At 66.8% G+C, this 26,604-nt stretch carries 19 protein-coding genes and 1 pseudogene; 9 read left to right on the forward strand and 11 right to left on the reverse strand.

Annotated features, from left to right (window positions below; translation table 11 throughout):
• Nucleotides 1–51: 51 nt before the first annotated feature.
• The 3 genes from map to Q3866_RS03425 form a co-directional block, all read right to left on the reverse strand.
• Nucleotides 52–936, reverse strand: a complete 885-nt coding sequence (map, locus tag Q3866_RS03415; RefSeq protein ID WP_301829619.1) for a type I methionyl aminopeptidase — start codon at nt 934–936, stop codon at nt 52–54.
• Nucleotides 937–1,126: 190 nt separating this feature from the next.
• Nucleotides 1,127–1,999: a class II fructose-1,6-bisphosphate aldolase gene (gene fba / locus Q3866_RS03420; RefSeq protein ID WP_301829621.1), complete on the reverse strand. Its 873-nt coding sequence runs from the start codon at nt 1,997–1,999 to the stop codon at nt 1,127–1,129.
• A 291-nt stretch (nt 2,000–2,290) separates the two neighbouring features.
• A complete protein-coding gene (locus Q3866_RS03425) occupies nt 2,291–2,608 on the reverse strand; it encodes a hypothetical protein (protein ID WP_301829623.1) in 318 nt (105 codons plus the stop codon).
• Nucleotides 2,609–2,695: 87 nt separating this feature from the next.
• On the opposite strand from Q3866_RS03425, the gene Q3866_RS03430 reads away from it, so the two are divergent.
• The 3 genes and pseudogenes from Q3866_RS03430 (at nt 2,696) to Q3866_RS03440 (ending at nt 4,541) form a co-directional block, all read left to right on the forward strand.
• Nucleotides 2,696–3,928 (forward strand): iron-containing alcohol dehydrogenase, encoded by a 1,233-nt coding sequence (locus Q3866_RS03430; protein WP_301829625.1) that lies wholly within the window; start codon nt 2,696–2,698, stop codon nt 3,926–3,928.
• Between the two features lie 327 nt (nt 3,929–4,255).
• Nucleotides 4,256–4,339, forward strand: a pseudogene (locus Q3866_RS03435) (acylphosphatase); the annotation flags it as partial.
• A 34-nt stretch (nt 4,340–4,373) separates the two neighbouring features.
• Nucleotides 4,374–4,541 (forward strand): hypothetical protein, encoded by a 168-nt coding sequence (locus tag Q3866_RS03440; protein ID WP_301829711.1) that lies wholly within the window; start codon nt 4,374–4,376, stop codon nt 4,539–4,541.
• Nucleotides 4,542–4,704: 163 nt separating this feature from the next.
• Here the strand turns inward: Q3866_RS03440 and Q3866_RS03445 are convergent, their stop codons facing one another.
• Nucleotides 4,705–6,156: a radical SAM protein gene (locus Q3866_RS03445; protein WP_301829627.1), complete on the reverse strand. Its 1,452-nt coding sequence runs from the start codon at nt 6,154–6,156 to the stop codon at nt 4,705–4,707.
• A gap of 266 nt (nt 6,157–6,422) precedes the next feature.
• On the opposite strand from Q3866_RS03445, the gene Q3866_RS03450 reads away from it, so the two are divergent.
• Both Q3866_RS03450 and Q3866_RS03455 read left to right on the forward strand, forming a co-directional pair.
• A complete protein-coding gene (locus tag Q3866_RS03450) occupies nt 6,423–7,193 on the forward strand; it encodes an ABC transporter ATP-binding protein (RefSeq protein WP_301829629.1) in 771 nt (256 codons plus the stop codon).
• 2 nt (nt 7,194–7,195) lie between these two features.
• Nucleotides 7,196–9,664 (forward strand): FtsX-like permease family protein, encoded by a 2,469-nt coding sequence (locus tag Q3866_RS03455; RefSeq protein WP_301829632.1) that lies wholly within the window; start codon nt 7,196–7,198, stop codon nt 9,662–9,664.
• A 193-nt stretch (nt 9,665–9,857) separates the two neighbouring features.
• Here the strand turns inward: Q3866_RS03455 and Q3866_RS03460 are convergent, their stop codons facing one another.
• The gene (locus Q3866_RS03460) at nt 9,858–11,075 is read right to left on the reverse strand and encodes an iron-containing alcohol dehydrogenase (RefSeq protein WP_301829634.1); all 1,218 of its coding nucleotides are present in this window, start codon (nt 11,073–11,075) and stop codon (nt 9,858–9,860) included.
• 181 nt (nt 11,076–11,256) lie between these two features.
• On the opposite strand from Q3866_RS03460, the gene Q3866_RS03465 reads away from it, so the two are divergent.
• Nucleotides 11,257–12,180: a LysR family transcriptional regulator gene (locus Q3866_RS03465; RefSeq protein ID WP_301829636.1), complete on the forward strand. Its 924-nt coding sequence runs from the start codon at nt 11,257–11,259 to the stop codon at nt 12,178–12,180.
• 155 nt (nt 12,181–12,335) lie between these two features.
• Here the strand turns inward: Q3866_RS03465 and Q3866_RS03470 are convergent, their stop codons facing one another.
• Nucleotides 12,336–12,878, reverse strand: a complete 543-nt coding sequence (locus tag Q3866_RS03470) for an aldo/keto reductase (RefSeq protein ID WP_301829639.1) — start codon at nt 12,876–12,878, stop codon at nt 12,336–12,338.
• Between the two features lie 608 nt (nt 12,879–13,486).
• Between Q3866_RS03470 and Q3866_RS03475 the strand changes: the two genes are divergently transcribed.
• Both Q3866_RS03475 and Q3866_RS03480 read left to right on the forward strand, forming a co-directional pair.
• Nucleotides 13,487–14,800: an O-acetylhomoserine aminocarboxypropyltransferase/cysteine synthase family protein gene (locus tag Q3866_RS03475; RefSeq protein WP_301829641.1), complete on the forward strand. Its 1,314-nt coding sequence runs from the start codon at nt 13,487–13,489 to the stop codon at nt 14,798–14,800.
• Between the two features lie 205 nt (nt 14,801–15,005).
• On the forward strand, nt 15,006–16,139 hold the full coding sequence (locus Q3866_RS03480; RefSeq protein WP_301829643.1) for a 5-methyltetrahydropteroyltriglutamate--homocysteine S-methyltransferase: 1,134 nt from the start codon (nt 15,006–15,008) through the stop codon (nt 16,137–16,139).
• Nucleotides 16,140–16,402: 263 nt separating this feature from the next.
• On the opposite strand, the gene Q3866_RS03485 is transcribed toward Q3866_RS03480, so the two are convergent.
• Entirely contained in the window at nt 16,403–17,362 is a 960-nt protein-coding gene (locus Q3866_RS03485) for a hypothetical protein (RefSeq protein ID WP_301829645.1), read from the reverse strand.
• Between the two features lie 464 nt (nt 17,363–17,826).
• Between Q3866_RS03485 and Q3866_RS03490 the strand changes: the two genes are divergently transcribed.
• The gene (locus tag Q3866_RS03490) at nt 17,827–18,963 is read left to right on the forward strand and encodes a 5-methyltetrahydropteroyltriglutamate--homocysteine S-methyltransferase (RefSeq protein WP_301829647.1); all 1,137 of its coding nucleotides are present in this window, start codon (nt 17,827–17,829) and stop codon (nt 18,961–18,963) included.
• Nucleotides 18,964–19,207: 244 nt separating this feature from the next.
• On the opposite strand, the gene Q3866_RS03495 is transcribed toward Q3866_RS03490, so the two are convergent.
• The 4 genes from Q3866_RS03495 to Q3866_RS03510 form a co-directional block, all read right to left on the reverse strand.
• Entirely contained in the window at nt 19,208–19,726 is a 519-nt protein-coding gene (locus Q3866_RS03495) for a hypothetical protein (protein ID WP_301829648.1), read from the reverse strand.
• Nucleotides 19,727–19,952: 226 nt separating this feature from the next.
• Complete coding sequence (locus tag Q3866_RS03500; RefSeq protein ID WP_301829649.1) at nt 19,953–21,434, reverse strand: glutamate synthase subunit beta; 1,482 nt, start codon at nt 21,432–21,434, stop codon at nt 19,953–19,955.
• Nucleotide 21,435: 1 nt separating this feature from the next.
• The gene (gene gltB, locus Q3866_RS03505; RefSeq protein ID WP_301829651.1) at nt 21,436–26,082 is read right to left on the reverse strand and encodes a glutamate synthase large subunit; all 4,647 of its coding nucleotides are present in this window, start codon (nt 26,080–26,082) and stop codon (nt 21,436–21,438) included.
• 150 nt (nt 26,083–26,232) lie between these two features.
• The gene (locus Q3866_RS03510; protein WP_301829653.1) at nt 26,233–26,577 is read right to left on the reverse strand and encodes a hydrogenase maturation nickel metallochaperone HypA; all 345 of its coding nucleotides are present in this window, start codon (nt 26,575–26,577) and stop codon (nt 26,233–26,235) included.
• Between the last annotated feature and the right edge of the window lie 27 nt (nt 26,578–26,604).

The raw sequence follows: 26,604 nt of genomic DNA on the forward strand, positions 1-26,604 counted from the left end.
GCTTCCCAGCCAGTCCGGGAAGCCCCTCGAAAAACACGCTGCGCTCGCAAGCTACCAGCTCAGCAGCTCGTAGCCCGTCTCGGTCACCACGACCTGGACCTCCCACTGGGCGGAGTCGGAGCCGTCTGCCGTGCGCACCGTCCAGCCGTTGGGGTCGTCCATGTCGATGTCGGGGCCGCCGGCGTTGACCATGGGCTCGATCGTGAAGCACATGCCCTGGGCCAGCACCACGCCCTCGCCCGGCTCGCCCACGTGGGACACGAACGGGTCCTCGTGGAACTCCTTGCCAATGCCGTGGCCGCCAAACTCGCGCACCACGGAGAAGCCGTTCTCCTCGACGTAGGACTGCACGGCGTGGGCCATGTCGCCCAGAGTGTTCCAGGGCTTCACCTGCGCCAGGCCGCGCTGGATGCTCTCTCGCGTCACGTCGACGAGCTTCTGGCGCTCGGGCGACACCTCGCCGATGCAGAACATGCGCGAGGAGTCGGAGAAGTAGCCGTTGAGGATCGTCGAGCAGTCGACGTTCACGATGTCGCCATCCTTGAGCACGTCGTGCTCGCTCGGGATGCCGTGGCAGACCACGTCGTTAATCGAGGTGCAGACGCTCTTGGGAAAGCCCTCGTAGTTGAGGTCGGCCGGGATGCCGCCATGCTCGACGGTGTAGTCATAGATCCACTGGTCGACCTCGGCCGTGGTCACGCCGGCACGGATGTGCTCGGCCACGTAGTCGAGCACGCCGATGTTGATGGCCGCCGAAGCCTTGATGCCCTCGATGTCGGCAGGAGTCTTGAGGCACGTGCGGTCGAGGACCTCCTGGCCGTTGAGGTAGCACTCCTGCAGTCGCTCGTCGATGCGGGCGTGGCACTTCTTGTACTTCTTGCCGCTGCCGCACCAGCATTCGTCGTTGCGGCCAGGGACTGGACCATTGTCATACATGGTTAACTTCCTTTCGTCGGCACAAAAGTATCCCACTTTGGCGCATCTCACAACAGTGCGGGGACACAGGGACGGGTCTTTTGTCACCACCGTGCGGGGACAAAAGACCCGTCCCTGTGTCCCCGGGCATGAAAAAAGGCCGACCCGCGACGAGCGGGCCGGCCAGATGCGCCGTTTGCGCGAGGAATGACTAGTTCCAGGCCTTGCCGTCGGAGCCGAACTCGCGGATGAGCTCCTTGGTGCGCTCGACGATGGCGTCACGGCCAGGCTTGAGCATCTTGCGCGGGTCGTAGCCCTTGCCCTGCTGGTCCTTGCCGGCCTCGACGTACTCGCGCACGCCCTTGGCGAAGACGACCTGCAGGTCGGTGTTGACGTTGACCTTGCAGATGCCCATGGAGATGGCCTTCTGGACCTGGTCGACGGGGATGCCGGTGCCACCGTGCAGAACGAGCGGCAGGTCGCCCGTCTTGGCCTTGATGGCCTGGAGCTGGTCGAAGGACAGGCCCTTCCAGTCGGCCGGGTACAGGCCGTGGATGTTGCCGATGCCGCAGGCCAGGAAGTCGACGCCCAGGTCAGCAATCTGCTTGCACTGGTCGGGGTCGGCCAGCTCGCCGGCGGAGGTCACGCCGTCCTCGGTGCCACCGATGCCGCCAACCTCGGCCTCGATGGAGAGACCCTTGGAGTGGGCCAGCTTCACGAGCTCGGCCGTGTGCTCGAGGTTGGTCTCGAAGTCCTTCTCGTGCGAGCCGTCATACATGATGGAGGAGAAACCGGCCTCGATGGCCTTGAAGCAGTCCTCGTAGGAGCCGTGGTCGAGGTGAAGGGCAACCGGGACGGTGATGTTCAGGGTGTCCATCATGTCGACGACAACGTCGTGGCACAGCTTGAAGCTGGTCATCCACTTGGCGGCACCAGCGGTGCACTGGATGATCAGCGGGCTCTGGAGCTCCTCGGCGGCGGTGAGGATGCCGTAGGTCCACTCCACGTTGTTGGTGTTGAACGCGCCGAGGCCGTAGTGGCCCTTCTCGGCGGACTGGAGCATGTGCGCAGCGTTAACGAGCATGTGTTACCTCCATAGCTTGGCGACTACACTAACCGCACCCGAGTATAGCCCCATGCAGGCCACACCCGGCAGCCCAATTATGCAAATTTGCTGCTAGATGGGCAAGTTGTTCCGCAATCCGTAGTCATTTGCGCACACCGGGCGCACACAGAAGAGCCGTGCGAGAAGGGCTCGAGGAGCACCCCGGGCGCAACGGGCGTGCGGCGGCGCGTCGGGGCACGCCAGGACATACGCGGGGCGCAAGGAGCACCCAGACAGATGTACCCGGCCTCGGCCAGGGACGGCGCGGGCCTAGGCCAGCCGTATCACGGCAAGCACGAACGAGAAGACCGCGACGATGGTGATGCAGCCCACGCTTCCCATGAGGAAGGCGTCGGCGAGCAGCAGCACGCGGTCGGCGCGGGCGCTGTCGGCACGAAAGCAGATCTCTGCCACCATGGCGAGCACGACGCAGGCCACGAGCACCACGACGCACAGAAGGAGCAGCGACATGAGCACGATGCGCTGCCAAGCGACGTCGACGCCTGCAAGGGCATAGGGGCCGCCCACGGCCAGTGCCACGCCCAGCACGGCGCAGACCAGCGCCCTTCCGATTCCGTTGTCGCCCATCGATTGCCTCCTCGTCGCATCGGTTGCACGCCTTACAATAGCGCAAGCACAGCACGCGACCCACCAGCGCAAACGGGAGGACCACCCATGAACGATTTCAGCTTCTCCATGCCCACCCAGGTCGTCTTTGGCAGGGGCGTCACGGACCGCACGGGCGCCGAGCTCGCCAGCCGCGGCCTTGGGCGCGCCCTCGTCGTCTATGGCCAGGGCTCCGTGGTGCGCACGGGCACGCTCGACCGCGTGCTGGCCTCGCTCGACGCAGCCGGCATCGCACACAGCGAGTTTGGCGGCGCCCGCCCCAACCCGAGCCTCGCCCACGCCCGCGAGGGCATCGAGGCGGCCCGCGCCTTCGAGGCAGACGTGATCCTGGCCGTGGGTGGCGGTTCGGTCATCGACACCGCCAAGGGCATCGCCCTCGGCGTTCCCTACGATGGCGACGTCTGGGACCTCTACACCCACGCCGCCGAGCCCGTCGCGGGCGGCAAGCCCACCGTGGCCTGCGTCCTCACCATCCCGGCCGCGGGCTCCGAGGCCAGCGCCTCGAGCGTGCTCACCAACGACGAGACCCTGCTCAAGAAGGGCCTCTCCACCGAACTCAACCGCCCAGTCGTCTCGATCATGGACCCCGAGCTCACCTTCACGCTGCCCGCCTACCAGACCGCCGCGGGCATCACCGACATGTGCGCCCACATCTTCGAGCGCTTCTTCTCGACGAGCGGCCCCGTGCCGGTGACCGACGAGCTCGACTGCGGGCTCATCCGCGCCATCGTCGACGAGGCGCCGCGCGTCCTCGATGACCCCACCTGCTACGACGCCCGCGCGAACCTCATGTGGGCGGGTACGCTCGCGCACAACGACCTCGCCGGTTGTGGCCGCGGCGTCGACGGCAAGCGCGCCGGCGGCTGGGAGAGCCACGGCATGGAGCACGAGCTCTCCGCTCACGACCCCATGATCGCCCATGGCGCCGGCCTCGCCGTGATCATGCCGGCCTGGATGCGCTACGTCTGGCAGTCTGCCCCCGAGCGCTTCCTCACGCTGGGCGCGCGCATCTTCGACATCGAGCCGGTCGACGTCGTCGAGGACTGCATCGACGCCACGCCCGAGGAGGCCATCGAGGACGCCGTGCTCGCCACCATCGACGAGCTGCAGGCCTTCTTCTGCTCGCTGGGCATGCCGCGCACGCTGGGCGAGCTGGGCGTCACCGCAGACGACATCGACGCCCTGCTCGAGACGCTCGAGATTAATAAGGGTGCCGAGTTTGGCCAGATCCAGAGGCTCACGATGGCCGACGCCCGCGCCATCTACGAGAGCTGCCTGTAAGGTCTAGCGCGCCTCGTGCGGGTCTTTCGCTCGCGTCCTCGCCGCGTTGCGGCTGCGGGATGCTCGCTTAAAACCCGCACGAGGCCATGACACTGAGCGACGCATAGCTGGGCACCTCGTCGGAGTCCTAAGCGAGTCATCCCGCAGCCGCGCAGCGGCGAGGACGTGAGCGAGGGGCTCCGACGAGGCGCCCTTGGCCAAATCGGCAGCCTTCGCAAAACGTTCAGTCAGCAAGGAGCACCCATGGAAACGCCCATAGACATCGACGAGGTCATCGAGCGCTGGGACGTTCCCGAGGAGGTTCGCCTCGCCCTCGTCTTTACCGGCATGGTGCAGGGCGTGGGGTTTCGCTGGACTACCCAAGCACTCGCCCGCCAGTCGGGCGTGGCCGGCTGGGTGAGAAACGAGGACGACGGCAACGTCTCCTGCGAGCTGCAGGGCACGGGTGCGGCCGTCTGCGACGTGCTGCGGGCGTCTGCGCGACCAGTACGCAGACGCCCGCAGCAAGTACGAGATGCTGCGCCGCCTGGGCCTGGGCTTCTCGGTTGCCTCGTGCGAGCGGCGCGGCTGCCGCGATCTTGGCGACAGCCCCCAGTTCGAGGTGCGCATCTAGCGTATGACAGCGGGGACGTGTTTGAGGTCATATGACAGAAGGCACGTTCCCGCTGTCATGGACAAACGGACCCGTCCCCAATGGCACACGTCATACGAGAAGGGGCCCGTCTCCCCCAGGAAAGACGGCCCCTCGCTTTAATCGAACGGGTTGGGCGCGCTCGCTACTTCGTGGCCGTGGGCTCGTCAACGTAGCCGCGGTGGCCCTGGGCGGCGAACTTGGCCATGTCGGAGGCCGCCATGCCCTGCGAGCCGTCGGCGCTGTGGCGCTTGGCGTACATCGAGTCCGACTCGTCCTCCCAGAGACGGTCGGCGATGGGCGACCAGGCCTTGGCGGCCTCGACGGTCTTCTCGCGCAGCTGCTCGGGGGTCTCCTGCTCCACCAGGTCGGTGGAGTGGGCGCCGCTCTCGGCCACCATCTTGGGCAGCGTGTCGGGGTTCTCGAGCATCGGGCAGGGCTTGAGGTGGTTGCCGTTGAAGGGCTGGCCCTCGTAGTACTTCATGAAGATGGGGCTGCCCAGGGCGTCAAGCAGGCTCACGTCGTGGATGTTGACGTTGGAGTAGTGGATGAAGACGCACGGCTCGACGTCGCCCGCGGCGTTGATGTGCAGGTAGCGACGGCCGCCGGCGATGCAGCCGCCCACGTACTCACCATCGTTCTGGAAGTCGAGGGTAAAGAGCGGCTTCTTCTCGCGCATCTCGCGGATGAAGCGGTACATCTTCTCGCGCTGCTCAGGCGTGGGGATGAGGTCGGCCGTGGCGGCGCGGCCCACCGGCATGAAGTGGAAGTACCAGCAGAACAGGGCGCCCTTCTCGATCATCCAGTCGATGTTCTCCTCCGTAGCGACCGTGTCGGCGTTTGCCTTGGTCCAGCAGCAGGAGATGCCAAACGGCAGCTTGTGCGAGCGCAGCAGGTCCATGGCACGCTCGATCTTGACGTAGGTGCCCTCGCCGCGGCGGGCGTCGGTAGTGTGCTCGTTGCCCTCGGCCGAGATGGCGGGCACGAAGTTGCCCACGCGGATCATGTCCTGGCAGAAGGCCTCGTCGATGAGCGTGGCGTTGGTGAAGCACAGGAAGGCGCAGTCGGGGTGCTTCTCGCAGATCTCGATGAGGTCGTGCTTGCGCACGAGCGGCTCGCCGCCCGTGTAGATGTAGATGTGGGTACCAAGCTCCTTGCCCTGCGTCACGATGCTGTCGATGTCATCGAGCGAGAGGTTCTGCTGGTGGCCGTACTCGGCGGCCCAGCAGCCGGTGCAATGCAGGTTGCAGGCGCTCGTGGGGTCGAGCAGGATGGCCCAGGGGATGTTGCGCTGGTACTTCTCGCGCGCCTTCTCCTGCTGCGGCCAGGCAAGCAGGTTGCCGTCGATGAGCAGGGCCTTGAGCAGCTTGGTACGCATCTCGGGGTTGAGCTGGAAGACCTTCATGATGAGCTGGTACCAGTTGCCACGGCTCTTGATGGCGTCGGTGAACGCCTGGCGCTGAGCGGGGAAGACGTTGTCCGGCACGAGCTTGTTGACGAGGTCCATGATCTTGTCGACGTGCTCCTCGGGGTTCTCGTCAAGGTAGTCGACGAGCTTGTTGAGCGCCGCACGCTCGGCGGCTTGCGTAAGTCCCATTTCTCTCCCTCACGTGCGCTTCGAGCGCACCCTTTGGCGGCAACCGCCCGGGCCGCCCCCTCTTGGGACTCCCCGCCCGGCGTGCGCAGCTGCCATTACTTATGTAAACCTTGCAGCATATTACCCTCATTTTGTCTTATGTAAACAAGATTCTTAAATCCGAGTCAAAGCCCGCCCCTACCCCTTTGAGCCGCGGAGTATACTTGCGTTAACTAATTCGTTAGATTTGGCTAACTTATAGCCACGCAAGCCAACTAGGAGCAGCAATGGCACCTCTCACCCGCCGCCGCGCCACAGGTGCGACCCCCTCGCCCACCACCCGGGAAGCCGCCGGCGAGCCCTACCTCGTCGTACGCGACCTCAAGAAGCACTATGGCGAGGGCGATGCCCGCGTGCAGGTGCTCGACGGCCTCACCACCACGGTGGGCCGCGGCGAGATCTGCGTCATGCTGGGACCCTCCGGCTCGGGCAAGTCGACCTTCCTCAACCTCATCGGCGGGCTCGAGAGCGCGGACGGCGGAACCATCAGCGTGGGTGGCTGCGAGCTCACGGAGCTCGCCCCCAAGCAGGTGGGCGAGTACCGCCGTCGCGAGCTGGGCTTCGTGTTCCAGTTCTACAACCTCGTGCCCGACCTCACGATTCGCGAGAACATCGAGGTCACGGCCTATCTGTCGAGCAACCCCCTGCCCATGGACGACCTGCTCGCCTCGCTGGGCCTGTGGGAGCAACGCGACAAGTTCCCCCGACAGGTCTCGGGCGGCCAGCAGCAGCGCTGCGCGATTGGCCGCGCGCTCGTGAAGAACCCGGGCCTGCTTCTGTGCGACGAGCCCACGGGCGCGCTCGACTACCACACCTCCAAGGAGATCCTCGACCTCATGGAGCGCGTCAACCGTGACTGGGGCTGCACGATCGTCATGGTGACGCACAACGCGGCCATCGCGCGCATGGCCAGCCGCGTGCTGCGCCTGCGCGACGGCCTCATCGTCTCCGACGAGGTCAACCCCGCGCCCGCCCACGCGCTGGAGCTCGAGTGGTAGCCATGAGAAACCCGCTGACCAAGAGGCTCCCGCGCGAGCTTCGCAACAACATGGGCAAGTACCTGGGAATCTTTCTGCTCATGGCGGGGTCCATCGCCCTCGTGAGCGGATTTCTGCTTGCGGCGAGCTCCATCAACGTCATCATGTCGACGATGCGCGACGACTACGTCATCGAGGACGCCCGCTTCACGCTCGACTACGAGGCAACCGACGAGCAGCTCGACGCCGCCCGCGACGCGGCGCAAGGCTATGGCGGCGCCGAGGTCGTGCCCATCACGAGCGTCGACGCCGCGCTGGAGCAAGTAGACGGCAGCGCCGCCGCGCGCGAGGCAACCGTGCGCGCCTACGCCCACCGCACGCAAGTCGACGTCGCGGCCTATGCGCAAGGTCGCGCGCCCCAGACCGCCAGCGAGGTCGCCGTCGACCGCGTCTTCGCGAGCCACAACGGCATCCACGTGGGCGGCACGGTTAAGCTCGCTGGCCGCGAGCTTTCCGTGGTGGGCATCATGACCCTGCCCGACCAGCAGGCCCTCTTCGAGAACAACAGCGACTTCACGATCAACGCCCTGTCGTTTGGCGTGGCCGAGGTGAGCGACGAGGGTCTCTCCGCGCTCGAGGAGGTGGCGCCCGTCTCGTACACCTATGCCATCGTGTTTGGCGACCGCACGATGTCTGCCGCGCGCCGCACGGACGCCGAGGCCGACGTTATGGAGGCGCTCGCCGACCACGACGCGCGTGTCTCAGACTTCATCGACGCCGACGCCAACCAGGGCATAGGATATGCCGCCGACGACGTCGAGGGCGACTCCTCGATGTGGGAGATGATGATGGCGATCATCATCGTGATCATGGGCTTCGTCTTCGTGGTGCTCAGCGGCGCGCAGATCGAGGAGGAGAGCGCCATCATTGGCACCCTGCTCGCGAGCGGTTGGCGCACGCGCGAGATCGTGGCCCACTACCTGGCGACGCCCGCCCTCGTGGGCGCGCTCGCCTGCGCCTGCGGCACGGGGCTGGGGCTCACGCTGCTCGAGCAGCCCATGAAGGGGCTCTACTACAACTCCTACAGCCTGCCGCCCTACCACATGACCTGGAGCTGGCGCGTCTTTGCCATGTGCACCGCCGTGCCGTTCGCCCTGCTCGTGGGCGTGACGCTCGTGGGCCTGCTGCGCAAGATGGGAAGGACCCCGCTGCAGTTCCTGCGCCACGAGCTGGGGCGGGGCGGCACGAGGCGTGGCGTGCGCCTGCCCGCCCGGCTGGGGTTCGTCGCGCGCTTCCGCCTGCGCGTGTTCCTGCGAAACCTCGGCAACTTCGCCACGCTGTTCGTTGGCATCGCCTTCGCGAGCATGTTGCTGCTCTTTGGCCTCGCGATCATGCCCACGATGAACCACTACTCGGAGAACCTGAGAAGCGGCATGGTGGCCGCCCACCAGTACACCCTGAAGCGTCCCGTCGACCTCACGGGCACGGACGAGGCGCGGGCAAGCTGGGAGGCGTACGACCGCCTGGCCTCGGTCTCGGACATCGACGAGCTGGGCCTCACGGGCGACGAGCGCGCCGACTTCGTGCGCAGCCTCGCGCGCATCGACGAGGACGACCACGCGGTGAACCTCGCCGTCAATTCGAGCGAGGCCATCGAGCAGGCCGAGAGCTACGGCATCTACCAGCTGCAATATGACCGCGGACAAGACGCGGGCTACGAGGGCCTGAGCGTCTATGGAATCCGTGAGGACTCCCGCTACTGGAAGGGGCTCGACGTCGCGGGCGGGCGCGTCGTCGTGGGCGCGGGCATCGCAGACAAGTACGGCCTGGGCGCGGGCGACACGATTACCCTCTGGGACAAGTACACGGACACGACCTATCGCCTCAAGATCGACGACACCTGGGGCACCAAGTCCGACCTCAACGTCTACCTTGGACTCGACACCTTCAACACGCTGCTGGGAAACGCGAGCGGCTACTTCAACGCAATAGCGAGCGACGAACCGCTCGACATCGACGCGCGCTGGCTCGCGAGCGAGCTCACGCCCGCGGACATGGACAAGATCGGCGAGCAGATGACCGACTCGATGGGCGACATGATGTACTTGCTGATGGGCATCGCCGTGTTCATCTTCCTCATCTTCATCTACCTGCTCACGAAGGCCGTCATCGACCGCAGCGCGCGCAGCATCTCGTACATGAAGGTCTTTGGCTACCGCGGCCGCGAGGTGAGCCACCTCTACGTGCGCTCGATCACGTGGTGCGTCGTAGCGTCGCTTTTGCTCACGCAGCCGCTGCTCATCGGTGCGCTCACGGCGATCTTCCGCTCGATGCTCTACGCCTACAACGGCAACATCGAGATCTTCGTCCCCGCGGGCGCCATGGCCCAGTGCGTGCTCACGGGCTTTGCCACCTACGTCGTCGCGGCGCTTCTCCACCTGCGCTCGATCCGCCGCATGCCGATGTCGCTCGCCCTCAAGGTCCAGGAGTAGCGCAGCAGGGTGTGGGTCGACGCGCGCGGCGGGGGGCCGAGCGCCGACTCGCCCCACTCGCCGCCCACCTACAGCTCGTCGAGGCCCGGCGTCGCCGCGTAGGTGGCCTGCGTGAAGGTCTCGACGAGCTTCCCTTCTCACAAAGGGGGCGGGTTGGCACCTGCGCCAGCCCGCCCCCGCACGCGGCGAATGCCTACTTCCAGCTTGCCTCGAGAATCGCGGTAACGTCGTCGACCGAGAGCTCGACCGGGTCGTGGCCAAAGAGCGCGCCGTTGGTCGTGATGGCGTTCTCGGCAATGGCGGGCAGCTCGTCTCGGGTGATGCCCCACTCGCTCATGGCAAGGCCGTCCACGCCGCACTCGCGCTTGAGGCGCGCCAGCTCGGTCACGAAGGCGGACGGGCCCTGCTCGGCGACCTCGCCCTCGCTCGCGCCCATGAGGCGGGCCATCTCGACGTAGCGATCGTCGCAGGCGTGGGCGTCGATCATGTGCTGGTGGTAGGCGCACGCGATCATGATGAGGCCCGCGCCGTGCGGCAGGTCGTGGTGGTGCGCGCTCATGCCATGCTCGGTGCCATGGCAGCCGCAGCAGCCCGAGCACACCATGGCGTAGCCGCCCAGCGTGTTGGCAAAGGCGAGCTGCGTGCGCGCCTCGAGGTTGGTGCCGTCGCTCACGCAGGCGGCGAGCGAGGCGGCGGCGTTGCGAATGCCCTCGCGGCAGATCATGTCGCCCATAAGGGTGTGGTTGTTGGCGATGAAGCACTCGACGTTGTGGAACAGCGCGTCAAAGCCCTGGAAGGCCGTGAGGCGGGCGGGGACCGTGAGCATGAGCTCGGGGTCGACCACCGAGAGGCGCGGGAACAGCTTGGGGCTGCCCAGGCGCAGCTTCTCGTCATTCTCCTCGCAGGAGATGACGCCGCCGGCGTCTGCCTCGGAGCCCGTGCCGGCCGTGGTCGTCACGCACACGAGCGGCAGCGGGTCGTTGGGGATGGGCAGGCCCTTGGCCGTGCCGCCCATGACGTAGTCCCAGATGTCGCCCGCGACCTCGTTGCCGGCCTCGTCGCGGCCGGGGTTCGCGGCGACCACGCAGATGCCCTTCGAGCCGTCCATGACCGAGCCGCCGCCCAGGGCAACCACGAAGTCGCAGCCCTGCTCTCGCGCGAGCCAGCCGCCGGCGTTGACGGTCTGCCTCAGCGGGTTGGGCTCGATGCGGTCGAACAGCACGTGGGCGGCGCCCGCGCGGTCGAGCTGGCCGTAGAGCCTGTCAAGGTAGCCGTTGGCCTTGACCGACTTGCCGCCGGTCGTGACCACGAGCGCCTTCTTGCCGGGAAGCTGCTGGTCTCCCAGCTCGGCAAGCTTGCCCGGGCCAAACAGGACCCTCGTGGGCGCAAAGAAGTTGTAATGCTCTGCCATGCGATTCCTCCAAACGTGAGTGGTGGCGCTCCCCTTGCGCCAACAGCGAGTGCGGCGGGTGCCGCAGACCCCTCTCGTCGTCACTAGGGTACCCCCGCGCGCGGCGTTTAGGAGTCGCGACGTGGGCGCAAACGGCCGGCGCACGCGCTAGAATCGCTCCAGTCACACACGAGGAGCGCCCATGACTCTCACGCAGCTGCGCTACGTCGCAAAAATCGCCGAGTGCGGCTCGATCACCGAGGCCGCGCGCCAGCTCTACATCTCCCAGCCCAGCCTCTCGACCGCCGTGCGCGAGCTCGAAGGCGAGCTCGGCATCGTCATCTTCAACCGCTCGGCACGCGGCATCTCGCTCACGCCCGACGGCTCGGAGTTCCTCTCCTACGCGCGCCAGATCCTCGAGCAGACGGAGCTCGTCGAGCAGCGCTACGCGCACGCGCGCCCCTCCAAGCGCCTGTTTGCCATCTCGTCGCAGCACTACGCCTTCGTGGTCAACGCGTTCGTGAGCCTACTCGAGAGCGTCGAGGCCGACGAGTACGAGATGACCCTGCGCGAGAGCCGCACCTACGAGATCATCGAGGACGTCGCGGGCTACCGCAGCGAGCTGGGCGTGCTGTACCTGAGCTCGTTTAACGAGAAGGTCCTGCGCAAGCTCATGCGCGAGAACCACCTCACCTACACCTCGCTGTTCGACGCGCAGCCGCACGTGTTCCTCTCGCAGCACCACCCGCTGGCGCACGCTGAGCGTGTGACGCTCGACGAGCTCGACGCCTACCCCTACCTGTGCTACGAGCAGGGCACCCACAACTCGCTGTACTTCTCGGAGGAGCTGCTGCCCTTCGAGAGCCACCGCAAGAGCATCGTCGTGACCGATCGCGCCACCCTGTTCAACCTGCTACGCGGCGTCGACGGCTACACGATCTGCTCGGGCATGCTCAACAGCAACCTCAACGGCAGCGACATCGTCTCGGTGCCGCTCGTCACCGACGAGACCATGCAGCTGGGATACCTCACCAACGACCGCGCCCGTCTCTCGCCCATGGCCAGGCGCTACCTCGACGAGCTGCGCGCCCTCATCGCCCAGGACGGCTACGAGGTGCTGAGCTAGCGCATCCGGCCGAGACGCGCAGGCGGTGCGCCGGCGTGGCGGCGCTCGCACGGCGCCATGTCACTTCTCGCATGCCGCCACCACGGCACTTCTCGCACGTCGCCATCGGTAATGCACGTTTGAGGCAGTCTGGACGTGCGTAACCAATGGCTCGTTCAGCTGGTAGCAACCTTCCATTGATATGGCACGTCTGGAGCCGCGGAGACGTGCGCAACCGATGGCGCGTTGGAGCCGGAGCGCATCGCCATTGCTTTTGCACGTTTCATGCCGTGCGAACGTACGCAAACGATGGCACGTTCAACTGGCGGCATCTCCCCATCGATATGGCACGTTTGCAGCAGCATTGAGTCGACGTGGTCGACGCCCAGGCGAGAGAGGCTTGCGTCGACGGCCTCGATGATGTGCTCCTTGGAGAAGTCGTACCAGGTAAAGCCATCGTCCTCCTTGCGGATGCCCACCTTGGACTGCAGGAACACGCGGTCGCGCAGGCCGGGGTTCGCGGCAAAGACCTCGCCCAGCAGGCTCTCGCAGGCGCCGTGGCCGTAGACGTCGGCGATGTCGAGCGCGTTGATGCCCTCGTCGAGCGCCGTCTCGACCAGCTCTGTGACCTTGGCCACGCTCATCTGGTCGATGCGCATGAGACCCACCATGACCTCGGAGACCTTGGTCTTTGCCTGCCCAAACTCGATGCAGCGCATGGATCCTCCCTTGGTTCGTCATCAAACCCTTCACCGATGCATGGTGTCCCGCGCAAGATGCGCACGTAATGCCGAGGCGGCAACAAATGACGCGACGCCGGTAAGCGGCGACGGCGATGTCGAAGGAGCGGCGCGCCATCGCCTTGCCGCCATAACGGCTGCCGAGAAGAGCATCGGCACGGCACGGCACGCCATGCCCACGCAACAGCCGCACGCCATGCCCACGCGATCCTCGTCAAATCCTTGGCGCACGCAAAACGCGCCCCCTCACCTCGGCGTAACAAAACGTTAATACCTACTTTTCCACTAGGGTATTGACGTATGTATTCGAGCGCCGTATAAACTCATCAGCAGGCGACGAAAACGAGGAGGTGCCCGAACGATGACCAACAAGACCAACATGATGATGTGCATGCGAATGCTGAGCTCCCGGGCACTGCAGGGGTACGCCCGCGCCTAGCGCCACGAGCACACGCTCGCAGGCCTGCGCGCACCAGCGTCTTCGTTCGCGCCCGGGAGCCCAAAGCTGCCGGGCGCTTTTCTGTACCCGGGATTGAACTGCGACCGGCCAATCATCCAAGCATCACCATCCCACAAGGAGGAACACCATGTCCGACATCACCCCCGAGGTCGAGAAGACCTTCCACTTCGAGACCCTCCAGCTCCACGTTGGCCAGGAGAGCGCCGACCCCGCCACCGGCTCCCGCGCGGTGCCCATCTACCAGACCACCAGCTACGTCTTCCGCAACTCCCAGCACGGTGCCGACCGCTTTGGCCTGGCCGACGCCGGCAACATCTACGGCCGCCTGACCAACTCCACCCAGGGCGTCTTCGAGGACCGCATCGCCGCCCTCGAGGGTGGCGTCGCCGGCCTGGCCGTCGCCTCCGGTGCCGCGGCCATCACCTACGCCATCCAGGCCCTCGCCCGCAAGGGTGACCACGTCGTGGCCCAGAAGACCATCTACGGCGGCTCCTACAACCTGCTCGAGCACACGCTCTCGCAGTTTGGCATCGAGACCACCTTCGTTGACGCCCACAACCTCGACGAGGTCGAGGGTGCCATCAAGGACAACACGACGGTCGTCTACCTCGAGACCCTCGGCAACCCCAACGCCGACATCCCCAACATCGACGCCATCTCGGAGATTGCCCACAAGCACGGTCTGCCCGTCGTCGTGGACAACACGTTCGGCACCCCCTACCTGTTCCGTCCGCTCGAGCACGGCGCCAACGTCGTCGTCCACTCCGCCACCAAGTTCATCGGCGGCCACGGCACCTCGCTGGGCGGCGTCATCGTCGACGGCGGCAACTTTGACTGGAAGGCCTCCGGCAAGTACCCGCAGATCGCCGAGCCCAACCCCTCCTACCACGGCATCTCCTTCGCCGACGCCTGTGGCCCGGCCGCGTTCGTGACCTACATCCGCGCCATCCTGCTGCGCGACGAGGGCGCCTGCCTCTCCCCGTTCAACGCGTTTTTGCTGCTCCAGGGCACCGAGACCCTCTCGCTGCGCCTTGACCGCCACGCCGAGAACACCAAGAAGGTCGTGGAGTACCTCGCCAACAACCCGCTCGTCGAGAAGGTCAACCACCCGAGCCTGCCCGATCACCCCGACCACGAGCTGTACGAGAAGTACTTCCCCAACGGCGGCGCCTCGATCTTCACGTTCGAGATCAAGGGCGGCAAGGACGCCGCGTGGAAGTTCATCGACAACCTGCAGCTGTTCTCGCTGCTCGCCAACGTCGCTGACGTCAAGAGCCTCGTGATCCACCCGGCCAGCACCACGCACTCCCAGCTCACCGACGCCGAGCTCGCCAACGTGGGCATCACGCAGTCCACGATTCGCCTCTCCATCGGCACCGAGCACATCGACGACATCATCGCCGACCTCGAGCGCGGCTTCGCGGCCGTCCGCGAGGGCTAGTCCTTGCCCCATAGGCAGCCATCGGGCGGGTTCCTCCGGGAGCCCGCCCTTTTCGTGACAGGGCGCGAGGAAGCAGACAACCTGTCATCCCCTCCCATAGCCTTACGCTATGCACCGCCATTGGGAAAGAGACGCGCTCAATCGCTGACGCGCATGCGATACTGGCTGCACATCCCCAGCCCAACCGTCCCAGAGAGGACTCACCATGGCAGACAAGCTCAAGGCACCCTTCCGCTACGACATCGTGGGCAGCTTCCTGCGCCCGCAGGCCATCCACGACGCCCGCGCCTCCTGGAAGGCCGGCGACATCACGTTCGAGCAACTCCGCGAAGTCGAGGACGTCGAGGTCGCCAAGATCATCGAGGCCCAGAAGCAGGTGGGCCTGCACGCCGTGACCGACGGCGAGTTCCGCCGCCGTTGGTGGCACCTCGACTGGCTCGCCGGCTTCAACGGCATCAAGGTCTACGACTTCAAGACCGCCGGATTTGGCATCGAGAAGGTCATGCAGGGCACCTACGTCGACTCCCCGCTCTCCTTTGACCCCAACCACCCCTTCATCGAGGGCTTCCGCCGCACGCAGAAGCTCGCCGGTGACACGCCCGTGAAGCAGACCATCTCGGGCCCCAACATGATTACGCTCGACTCGGTGGTTCTCTCGGCACAGTACGCCGCCAACCCCGTCTACGCCAACCTCGACGAGCTGCGCCACGACCTGGCCAAGACCTACCAGGACGCCATCAAGGCCTTCCACGACGCGGGCTGCCGCTACCTGCAGCTCGATGACACGAGCTGGGGCGCCCTGTTCTCGCCGCGCTTCCGTGCCAAGATCGAGGCCTGCGGCTACGACCCCGACGAGCTCATCGACATCTTTGGAGACATCACCGACGAGGCACTCGAGGGCAGGCCTGACGACATGGTCATCACGACCCACATGTGCAAGGGCAACTTCATGAGCCACTGGCTCTACGAGGGCACCTACGAGACCATCGCCCGCCGCCTGCTCAACATCCGCGGCTTCGACGGATTCTTCCTCGAGTACGACGACGAGCGCTCCGGTAGCTTCGAGCCGCTGCGCCACCTGCCCGCCAACACCGACCAGCGCGTCATCCTGGGCCTCGTGACCACCAAGACAGCCGAGCTCGAGGACCCCGAACGCATCCGCGAGCGCATCGCCGAGGCCGCCAAAATCGTGCCGCTCGAGCGTCTGTGCCTCTCGCCGCAGTGCGGCTTCTCCTCCACCGAGGAGGGCAACTCGATCGAACCGTCCGTGCAGTGGGAGAAGCTCGCGCTCGTGCGCGACATCGCCCGCTCCGTGTGGGACGACGCCGACGAGGCGTAGGGCGAGCCACATAGCACCCGCTTGGGGCCGGGACGCCACGCGCGTCTCGGCCCCTTTTGTGTGGAGTGGGGTGCCGGGGGCTCGGCCGCCCCAACGCGCCATTGGTTGCGCACGTCTCGGCCGCTTCAAACGTGCCGGACCGATGGCTCTGCAGCCCCGCCCCCAACGCGCCATCGGTTGCGCACGCCTCGGCCGCCCCAAACGTGCCAAACCGATGGCAGCGCGGTCCCAAACGTGCCGGACCGATGGCGGCGCGGCCACGTTCAACCGCCCTGGGACACGCGGGGGATGCCGAACTTCTCGAGCTTGGCCACCAGCCGCTCCTCGTTCACTATATCGGCATACGAGAAGCGCATGATCCTGTCGACGTAGAGCGTGAGTTGCGACTCCCTCATGCGCTCGTTGCTCATCACCGCCACGGCGTCGCGCCCCTTCGTCATCTCGGGGTTCACGTACTTCTCGTGCCCGTCGAGCTCGCCCGCCACCGTCGTGCCATCCGCGAGGTGCCACAGGTAGTCGCAGCGCCACGACTCGCCCTCGCAATTCGCATTGCCCACAACAACCTGCAGCTCAGGCAGCATGAAGCCATGGCGGATCATCACCGCACGACCCATCGACTCGCCACCGCTCTCGCTGCGCGCGTCGGCCCAGGCAACGCACGCGAGCGCGTCATCCAACCCGGAACGTCCCTTTCCCAAGCGCAAGACGAGCTCGGCCAGGCCCTCGCGTGTTACACCGAGGCGAGCCAGCGCCGCGTCCGCGATGACCAGCCCCTCGTCAAAGCCCAGCGTAAGCAGGCAGTCGACGATGGTGTCCTCGAACGAGGTCACGCGCACGCCATCGAACACGACTCCTCTGCGTCTCACGTAGTGGCGCCGCGCGAGCGAGCTGTGGGCCGTTCCGGTGCCCAGCACGTGGCATTTCTTGAGGCGGCCGAACGATATCGGCAACCCGTACAGCAGGGCCGCGCTCGCAAAGCAAAACGTCCAGTTGGGATGGCGACCCGCCTGGCCCCTCAGAATGTGGAGCTCCCTTTGCCTGCGCGGCAGGCCCTCCCAATACGCCTTTCGGGCATACAGGCTCGGGCGCGGAGAGACAAGGCCATGTCCCACCCTACGCTCGAGCGCCGCCCTCAGCGCCCGGTCGTGAACGGACAGGCAGGCGCCCTTGCCCTGGGCCTCATCAAGCAGACGATCTATCTCGGCCGTTCTTCTCGGCGCCATGACCCCTCCCCTCTTTGTAGGGCGAGGATAGCAAGCCAGGCACTCAAGGAATCTAACAGGCATCTAACAGGGGTCTAACACACGAGGTCAACCGCCATTTCTTGCCAAAAAATGACCAGGGGACAAATCCGCCGAACGGCATGTTTTCGAGCGCGACCGCAACGCGCATCGGTTATGCACGTCTCGGCGGCCTCAAACGTGCCAAACCGATGGCGGCACGACCTCGCCTCAACGTCCCATCGGTTATGCACGTCTCGGCGGCCTCAAACGTGCCAAACCGATGGCGCGCCTCAGCCCAGCGGCACGCCCGGCACCGCGCTTGCCCCGCACATACATCCCATAGCCTACGTCTATGGAATGACATACAAGACGCGTAGTACCAGATAGCCGCAAGCCATGGAATACTAATCACCAGCAAACCACTCGGATAAGCGCCCCAGCGGCGCACGACCAAAGGAGACCCCATGTCCTATCACTGGAACTCGCCCTTCCGCTACGACGTCGTCGGCAGCTTCCTGCGCCCGGACGTCCTCAAGCAGGCCCGCGCCGACCACGCCGCGCACCTGATCGATGACGCCCAGCTCAAGGTCGTCGAGGACGAGGCCATCCGCGACCTCATCGCCAAGCAGAAGGCCGCCGGCTTGCACGTCATCACCGACGGCGAGTTCCGCCGCAGCTACTGGCACCTCGACTTCATGTGGGGCCTGCAGGGCATCGAGCGCCGCACCTCGCGCACGGGCTACATGTTCCACGACGAGGAGACCACGGCCGACACCGCCGTCGTCACGGGCAAGATCTCTGGCGAGAACCACCCGTTCGTCGAGCACTTCAAGTTCGTGAAGGCCCTCGAGGAGGACGGCCAGGTTGCCCGCCAGACCATCCCGGCGCCCATCCAGACCTTCTCCGAGGTCACGCTCGACCGCTGCGACGGCCAGCAGGAGAGTCTGCGCGCCGTCTACGCCGATGACGAGCAGCTCGTCGCCGACATCGCCGCCGCCTACCGCACCGTCATCGCCGACCTCTACGCCGCCGGCTGCCGCAACATCCAGTTCGACGACTGCACCTGGGGCATCTATTGCGACGCGGACTTCGTGGCCAAGACCGGCATGAGCCCCGTCGACATCCAGAAGGTCTCCGAGCTGGGCGTTCGCCTCAACAACCTCGCTATCGAGGGCAAGCCCGAGGACCTCGTCATCAACACGCACGTCTGCCGCGGCAACTACCACTCCACCTACGCCTTCGAGGGCGGCTACGACCCCATCGCGCCGTACCTGTTCGCCGACGAGAACGTCAACGCCTTCTACCTCGAGTTCGACACGCCGCGCGCTGGCGGCTTTGAGCCCCTTGCCCACGTGGCCGAGGGCAAGTACGTGGTGCTGGGCCTCGTGACCTCCAAGCAACCGGGCCTCGAGGACGAGGACCTGCTGGTTCAGCGCATCAACGAGGCGGCCAAGTACGTGCCCCTCGACCACCTCTGCCTCTCCCCGCAGTGCGGCTTTGCCTCCTGCGAGTGCGGCAACAAGCTCACCGAGGAGGAGCAGTGGGCCAAGGTCGCTCTGGTCAAGCGCGTGGCCGAGCGCGTCTGGGCCGACGCCAAGTAGGGCCAGCCCACAACTCATGTATGCGAGAGGGGCGGACAGCCAGTAAGGTTGTCCGCCCCTCCTTTTGAACCGATTAGCTCGACGCCGAGAATCACATCCACTCGAATATGCCGAGAAGCGCAAGATCCGTGCGAGAAGCTCGACAGGTGCGAATAACGCTGCCGACGCAGGGCATCTCTCGCCACACGGGCGCGGCCAGCACCATCAACGCGAGGAGCTCGACGACCGCGGCTACACCCATGCCTTACAGCGCGAGCCCCGCGATGGCGCCGGAGAGCTCGCGGACGCACGGCGCCAGGTCCCGGCCCCTCTCGCCCAGGCACGCCAGCGCACGCACGAGCGCCGCATTGGCCTCCTGCGACATGACGCCCGCACGCATCGCACGCGCCATGCGAGGGGCTCCGCCAAGCACGCACAGCAGCAGCGAAACAGCGTCTACGTCCGTCATGTCAACGTGCGCGGACGCGCCCATCGCCACACCGCGGTGCTCGGCCACGTGCTCGGAGCGGGCGCGCACGGCAGCGGTAAGCTCCTCGAGACGCGCCTCGTCCTCGCAGGCACATACCGCAGCAGCGCCCTCGATGACCACGCCAAAGGCGTGCTCGCACGGCACGAAGCCCTCATGTGCATCCATCGCGGCGCACATCGTGGCGCCCAGGCCCACGAGCTGGGCAACGAGCACCTCGCGCGCCCGCTCGACGCGAAGGATCTGCTCCGCATCTGCCATGGCCTCAACCTGACCGTGGACAACCTGCTCGCTCATCGCGCTCTCCCCTCTCGCCGGACGCGCCGGCGCTCGTCGTGTCAGCGCGATGGTACCAGCCAGCCGCAGCAAAAATGGGGCCAGCCGCACGCACGCGGCTGGTCCCCACAAGTCAAACACGAAGCGTTCGCAAGCGAGTGCCGCCCCCACAGCCAGCACGCCACGCGGCCCCGCGGCCACGCGGCCCCGCGGCCGGGACTGGCAGCGACCACAGGCATCAGGCTCCCTACAACCCCAGCGCCTCGGCAACCTCGCCGGCGCACGCCAGGGCGTCTGCCATGGCGGAGACCACAAGCGACGAGCCCGTGCGGGCGTCACCGGCCGCATAGACCGCGGCGCCCTCGCCCGCCGTGGCGACACGGTGCGAGCCCGTGCCGGCCATGACCGGCAGCGGACGGCCCTGGGCGGCAATCTGGCCGCCCAGGGCCTCGAACACCGAGCGCTCGGGGCCCGTAAAGCCACAGGCGATGAGCACGAGCTGCGCGTCCATCGTGCGGCGCGACGCCTCGACGCGCTCGGGCTTGCCGCCGGTCCAGTCGAGGTCGACGACCTCGATGCCGCTCACGGAGCCATCCTCGCCGCGCAGCACCTCGAGCGTGTCGACGGCCCACTCGCGCATCTCGCCACCCATGAGGGCGATGGCCTCCTGCTGGCCGTAGTCGGTCTTCTTGACGTTGGGCCACTCGGGCCACTGGTTGGAGGCCATGCGCGTCTCGGGCGCGCACGGCATGAACTCGAGCTGGCGCACGCTGCGCGCACCCTGGCGCACCGCGGTGCCCAGGCAGTCGTTGCCCGTGTCGCCACCGCCAATCACGATAACGTCCTTGTCGGCGGCGTCGATGGCGGGCTCCGCGCCAGACAGCACGGCCTTCGTGGCGCTCGTGAGGTAGTCGACGGCGTAGACCACGCCACCGGCCGCGAGTCCCTCGTCAAAGCCAGCCGCGCCAAGGCCACGCGGCGCACGGGCGCCCGCGGCAACCACCACGGCGTCGAACTCCTTGGCAAGGCTTGCGGCAACGGCCACGTCGCTCGCGTCGACGCCCAGCCTAAAGTCGATGCCAAGCTCGGCCATGAGCGCCACACGGCGCTCCACCACGGACTTGTCGAGCTTCATGTTGGGGATGCCGTACATGAGAAGGCCGCCGGCGCGGTCGTCGCGCTCGAGGACCGTCACGCGGGCGCCGCGACGGGCGAGCTCCCAGGCACTCACGAGGCCGGCCGGGCCCGAGCCCACCACGGCCACGCGCGCAGCACCCTCGGCCGCAGGCTCAAAGCGGGCGGGGCCGCCGTGCTCCCACTGCCAGTCGCTGATTGCGCGCTCGTTGTCGTGGATCGTCTCGGGCTCGTCGGCGCGGCCCAGGTTGCAGGCCGCCTCGCACAGCGCCGGGCACACGCGGCTCGTGAACTCGGGCATGGAGCTCGTGAGCGCCAGGCGCTCGGCGGCCTGCTCCCACTGGCCTCGATAGACGAGGTCGTTCCACTCGGGGATGAGGTTGTGCAGGGGGCAGCCGCTGGGGCGGGCGTGCCCAAACGACACGCCGCTTTGGCAGAAGGCCACGCCGCACATCATGCAGCGGCTCGCCTGCAGCTGCTGCAGCTCGCGGGAGAGGGGCTCGTAGAGCTCGTCGAAGTCCTTCGTGCGCTCCTCAACCGGGCGCGTGCCGTGACCCTGGCGCCCCCGCTCGAGAAACGCTCCTGGCTTGCCCATGCTAGTTCCTCCCCGTGATCTGGTCGAAGGCCACCTGCAGGGCCTCCTCGTGGGTCTTGCCCTGCGCCTCGGCCGCGGCGACGGCGTCGAGCACGCGCTCGTAGTCGCGCGGGATCACCTTCACGAACTTGTTCTTGTACGTCTCGAAGCGGTAGAGCATCTTGATGCCGCGCGGGCTCGAGGTGCGCCGCACGTGCTCCTCGACCAGGCCGCGGATGAGCTCGAGCTCATCGGCCGTCGGGGCCTTGAGGTCGACCATATCGGTGTTGCAGCGACTGGCAAGGGTGCCAAACTCGTCGAACACGTAGGCCACGCCGCCGCTCATGCCCGCGGCGAAGTTGAGGCCAACCTCGCCCAGCACAAGGGCGATGCCGCCCGTCATGTACTCGCAGCCGTGGTTGCCCACGCCTTCGACCACCACGGTGGCGCCGGAGTTGCGCACGGCGAAGCGCTGGCCGGCGAGGCCGTTCACAAAGCCCTTGCCGCTCGTGGCGCCGTAGAAGGCGACGTTGCCCACGATGATGTTCTCGTCGAACTTATAGTTGGCGCGCTCGGGCGGGCGCACCGAGACGATGCCGCCCGAGAGGCCCTTGCCAAAGTAGTCGTTGGCGTCGCCCTCGATGTTGAGCGTGACGCCCTTCGGCAGGAAGGCGCCAAAGCTCTGGCCGCCAGCACCCGTGCAGTCGACCGTGATTGAGCCGTCGGGCAGCCCCTCGGGGTGGGCCGCGGTGACCTCGTGGCCGAGCATCGTGCCCACGCAGCGGTTCACGTTGTCGATGTCGGCGTGGAAGCGGATGGGCTCAAGGTGCCTGCGGGCAGCCTCGGTGTAGGGCACGAGCAGCGTGGCGTCGAGCGCGCGGTCGAGCTCGAGGTCAGGCGCCATGCTCGGCAGGAAGTGGCGCCCTTCCGCGCCGGGGATCTTGCGGCCAAACTCGTTCGTGGCACTGGCCAGCACGCGCGACAGGTCAACGGTGTTGGCCTTCCAGCTGCCCTCGACGGCAACCTGGCGCAGGCACTCGGGGTGGCCCACCATCTCGTCGACGGTGCGGAAGCCCAGGCGCGCCATGATCTCGCGCAGCTCGGCGGCCGTGAACTCCATGAAGTTGATGACCTGCTCGGGAGAGCCGGTGAAGCGCCCGCGCAGCTTGCAGTTCTGCGTGGCGATGCCGGCCGGGCAGGTGTCCCGCTGGCAGTCGCGCTGCATGAGGCAGCCCATGGCGACGAGGGGCATCGTGGCAAAGCCAAACTCCTCGGCGCCCAGAAGAGCGGCGATGGCGACGTCGCGGCCGTCCATGAGCTTGCCGTCGGTCTCGAGCACAACGCGCGAGCGCAGGCCGTTGCGCAGCAGGGTCTGCTGGGTCTCGGCAAGGCCGATCTCGAACGGGATGCCCGCGTGCCAGATTGAGTCGCGAGGGGCCGCACCCGTGCCACCGTTGTGGCCGCTGATCGTGATCTTGTCGGCACCGCCCTTGGCGACGCCCGTGGCGATGGTGCCCACGCCGGCCAGCGCGCAGAGCTTCACCGAGATGCGAGCGCCGGGGTTGGCGTTCTTGAGGTCGAAGATGAGCTCGGCGAGGTCCTCGATCGAGTAGATGTCGTGGTGGGGCGGCGGCGAGATGAGGCCCACGCCCGGGGTCGACTGACGCACCTCGGCGATCCAGGGGTAGACCTTCTTGCCGGGCAGATGTCCGCCCTCGCCGGGCTTGGCACCCTGGGCCATCTTGATCTGGATCTCGATGGCGCTCGAAAGGTAGCGGCTCGTGACGCCAAAGCGGCCCGAGGCCACCTGCTTGATGGCGCTCTTGCGCGAGTCGCCGTTGGGCAGCGGCACCTCGCGGGCGGGGTCCTCGCCGCCCTCGCCGGTGTTGGAGCGGCCATGCAGGCGGTTCATCGCGATGGCGAGGGTCTCGTGGGCCTCCTTCGAGATGGAGCCGTAGCTCATGGCGCCGGTGTTGAAGCGCCTGACGATCTCGCTCACGGGCTCGACCTCGTCGAGCGGCACGGGCGTGCGCCCGCTCGCGTCGAAGTCCATGAGGTCGCGCAGGGTCACGGCGCGGCCTGCGCGGTGGATGAGGGCGCTGTACTGGCGGAAGAGATCCATGCTGCCTTCGGAGCAGGCGCGCTGCAGCAGGTAGATGGCCTGCGGCTCGATGAGGTGCTGCTCGCCTCCCAGCGGGCGCCACTTCGTGAGGCCCAGGCTCGGCAGCTGGTCGGGCGAGGGGGTCTTGGCAAGGGCCAGGGCCGCGTCGTAGCGCTCGGAGCACTCGCGCTGGACGCCGTCGATACCCAGGCCGCCCACGCTCGTGGTGGTCGAGGTGAAGTAGTGGTCGACGAGCTCGTCGGACAGTCCGATGACCTCGAAGATCTGGGCGGAGTGGTAGCCCTGCATCGTCGAGATGCCCATCTTGGACATGATCGAGGTGATGCCACCCGTCACCGCGCGGTCGTAGTTGGCCACGGCCTCGTCGGCATCGAGGCCAATCTGGCCCTTGGCCACGAGGTCACGGATGCACTCGTGGGCCATGTAGGGGTAGATGCCGCTCGCGGAGTAGCCCACGAGGCAGGCGAAGTCGTGGGCGCAGACGGCGTCGCCGGTCTCGATCACGATATCGGCGAGCATGCGCAGGCCGGTGCGGATGAGGTGGTTGTGGACGCTGCCCAGGGCGAGCAGGCTCGGGATGGGCACCTCGCCGGCCGCGGCGCGGTCAGAGATCACGACGATGTTGGCACCGCCACGCACGGCCTCGGCAATTTCGTCGTTGAGGCGGGCAAGTGCGGCCTCAAGCGCACCCTCGCCGGCGTCGCGGCGGTAGGTGGCGTGGAAGACCTGGGCGCGGAAGCCCACGCGCTCGATGGCGCAAATGCGGCGAAAGGCGTCGTGAGTGAGCAGCGGCCCCTGCAGGCGCACGAGGCGGCAGGTGTCGCGGCAGTCCTCGAGGAGGTTTCCGTGGTTGCCGAGGTAAAGCACCGAGCTCGTCACGAGGCTCTCGCGCAGGGCGTCGATGGGCGGGTTTGTGACCTGGGCAAACAGCTGGTGGAAATAGTCAAAGAAGCTGCGCGTCTTGCCCGACAGCACCGCGAGCGGCGCGTCGACGCCCATCGAGGCGAGCGGCACCTTGGCGGCCGTGGCCATGGGGCGCACGAGCTCGTCGACGTCGTCGTAGTGGTAGCCGTGCTTGGCGAGGCGCTCGGTGAGGGGCAGCCCCGCGTCGGACTCGGCCGGCAGCTCGGCGGCGTCGGGCTCGCGAAGGTCGTGGATGTCGAGGGTCTCGTCGCCCAGCCAGTCGCGGTAGGGCTTCTCGTTGGCGTACTTGTCGCGAATCTCGTCGTTCCAGATCACGCGACCCTGGGCGGGGTCGACCTCGAGCATCTCGCCCGGGCCCAGGCAGCCCGCACGCAGGATGTTCTCGGGCTCCACGTCGATGGTTCCCACCTCGGACGACAGGATGATGCGGTCGTCGCGGGTGACGTAGTAGCGCGCCGGGCGCAGGCCGTTGCGGTCAAGCGCCGCGCCCAGGATGCGGCCGTCGGTGAAGGCGATCGCGGCGGGGCCGTCCCAGGGCTCCATGAGCATCGACTGGTAGGCGTCGTAGGCGCGGCGCTTCTCGGAGAGGTTGGGGTTGTGATCCCACGGCTCGGGGATCATGAGCGTCACGGCACGGTCGAGCGGCCGCCCGTTCATCGTGAGGAACTCGAGCACGTTGTCGAGGATGGCGGAGTCAGAGCCCTCGCGGTTGATGATGGGCAGCACGCGCTCGAGGTCGTGCTGCAGCGCCGGGCTGTAGAGGTTTGGTTCGCGGGCGCGAATCCAGGAGACGTTGCCGCGCAGGGTGTTGATCTCGCCGTTGTGGATGATGTAGCGGTTGGGGTGCGCGCGCTCCCAGCTGGGCGTCGTGTTGGTCGAGTAGCGCGAGTGCACAAGGGCCAGCGCCGTCTCGACGGCGGCGTCGTTGAGGTCGGTGAAGAAGCGGCGCATCTGCGTGGCGACGAGCATGCCCTTGTAGACGATGGTGCGGGCGCTCATCGAGCAGACGTAGAAGATCTTGTTTGCGAGCGCCGGGTTGGCGTCGGCGGCGCGCTCGATGGTGCGGCGGCACACGTAGAGCTTGCGCTCGAAGGCAAGGCCGCGCTCGACGCCCTCGGGACGGCGCAGGAACGCCTGGAGGATGGTGGGCATGCAGGCCTTGGCCGTGTCGCCCAGGTCATGCGGGTCAACGGGCACGCGACGCCAGAACATCAGGGGCACGCCGCACTCGGCGCAGCCCTCCTCGAAGACGCGGATGGCGGCAGCGACGGCCTCGGGGTCTGCCACGCCATCGGTCTCGCCGCACTCGTCGGAGTGGGGGAAGAAGAGCATGGCCACGCCGTAGTCGCCCTCGTCGGGCAGCAGCTGGCCCTCCTTCTGCGCCTCCTTGCGAAAGAAGCGGTGGGGCACCTGGAACAGCACGCCGGCGCCATCGCCGGTGTTGCGCTCGAGGCCCTTGCCACCGCGGTGCTCGAGGTTCACGAGCACCGACAGGGCATCGTCAAGCGTCTGGTGGCTGCGCACGCCTTTGAGCTGGGCGATGGCGCCAATGCCGCACGCATCATGCTCGTAGCTGGGGCGATACAGCCCCTCGTTGGTTGCGTCTTGCTGGTGAGACTCCATGGTCTTAGTCCTTCTCCGTGTGGGTTCAGGCCTTTGCAACCTTACGTAGCGGATGTGTCGCGTCCGTTACATCCAACAACCGGCAACACGCGAGAAAGAATCTTGTAACAAGTGCGGGGACAAAAGACCCGTCCCCCTGTCCCCGGCCTGCTAGTAGGCCTCGATCTGGGAGAGAACCACCTCGCGGCCGCGCAAGAGGTAGGTGTCGTCGCTGCCGCAATGCGGGCAGGTGCGGCCGTGCGCCACAGTTGGGTAGTCGGCCCCGCAGCCACCGCAGTGGGTCACAGCGGCAAGCGGCTCGACCACAAGCTCGCAGCCCTCCATCATGGGCTCGCGCTTGCAAGCCCACGTCCAGGCGTCCTCGAGCAGCTCGGGCACCACGCCCGAGACCTCGCCCAAGGTGAGCGTCACGCTCTTGACGCTCGTGAGGCCGTTGTCCGTGGCCGCCTTTTTGGCGTCGTCGATGATGTAGAACACGATTCCCAGCTCGTGCACGCGCACTCCCCTTCCACACAAAAGCGG

Source organism: uncultured Parolsenella sp., from assembly GCF_958346945.1.
GTDB lineage: Bacteria > Actinomycetota > Coriobacteriia > Coriobacteriales > Atopobiaceae > Parolsenella.

What these genes read in the sequence shown, in the direction of transcription:
- Q3866_RS03485 (WP_301829645.1), bottom strand. Translation starts at nt 17,362, where the DNA reads ATGGCGCCGAGAAGAACGGCCGAGATAGATCGTCTGCTTGATGAGGCC.
- Q3866_RS03455 (WP_301829632.1), top strand. Translation starts at nt 7,196, where the DNA reads ATGAGAAACCCGCTGACCAAGAGGCTCCCGCGCGAGCTTCGCAACAAC.
- Q3866_RS03425 (WP_301829623.1), bottom strand. Translation starts at nt 2,608, where the DNA reads ATGGGCGACAACGGAATCGGAAGGGCGCTGGTCTGCGCCGTGCTGGGC.
- Q3866_RS03450 (WP_301829629.1), top strand. Translation starts at nt 6,423, where the DNA reads ATGGCACCTCTCACCCGCCGCCGCGCCACAGGTGCGACCCCCTCGCCC.
- Q3866_RS03495 (WP_301829648.1), bottom strand. Translation starts at nt 19,726, where the DNA reads ATGAGCGAGCAGGTTGTCCACGGTCAGGTTGAGGCCATGGCAGATGCG.
- Q3866_RS03500 (WP_301829649.1), bottom strand. Translation starts at nt 21,434, where the DNA reads ATGGGCAAGCCAGGAGCGTTTCTCGAGCGGGGGCGCCAGGGTCACGGC.
- Q3866_RS03470 (WP_301829639.1), bottom strand. Translation starts at nt 12,878, where the DNA reads ATGCGCTGCATCGAGTTTGGGCAGGCAAAGACCAAGGTCTCCGAGGTC.
- gltB (WP_301829651.1), bottom strand. Translation starts at nt 26,082, where the DNA reads ATGGAGTCTCACCAGCAAGACGCAACCAACGAGGGGCTGTATCGCCCC.
- fba (WP_301829621.1), bottom strand. Translation starts at nt 1,999, where the DNA reads ATGCTCGTTAACGCTGCGCACATGCTCCAGTCCGCCGAGAAGGGCCAC.
- Q3866_RS03445 (WP_301829627.1), bottom strand. Translation starts at nt 6,156, where the DNA reads ATGGGACTTACGCAAGCCGCCGAGCGTGCGGCGCTCAACAAGCTCGTC.
- Q3866_RS03465 (WP_301829636.1), top strand. Translation starts at nt 11,257, where the DNA reads ATGACTCTCACGCAGCTGCGCTACGTCGCAAAAATCGCCGAGTGCGGC.
- map (WP_301829619.1), bottom strand. Translation starts at nt 936, where the DNA reads ATGTATGACAATGGTCCAGTCCCTGGCCGCAACGACGAATGCTGGTGC.
- Q3866_RS03460 (WP_301829634.1), bottom strand. Translation starts at nt 11,075, where the DNA reads ATGGCAGAGCATTACAACTTCTTTGCGCCCACGAGGGTCCTGTTTGGC.
- Q3866_RS03475 (WP_301829641.1), top strand. Translation starts at nt 13,487, where the DNA reads ATGTCCGACATCACCCCCGAGGTCGAGAAGACCTTCCACTTCGAGACC.
- Q3866_RS03480 (WP_301829643.1), top strand. Translation starts at nt 15,006, where the DNA reads ATGGCAGACAAGCTCAAGGCACCCTTCCGCTACGACATCGTGGGCAGC.
- Q3866_RS03490 (WP_301829647.1), top strand. Translation starts at nt 17,827, where the DNA reads ATGTCCTATCACTGGAACTCGCCCTTCCGCTACGACGTCGTCGGCAGC.
- Q3866_RS03430 (WP_301829625.1), top strand. Translation starts at nt 2,696, where the DNA reads ATGAACGATTTCAGCTTCTCCATGCCCACCCAGGTCGTCTTTGGCAGG.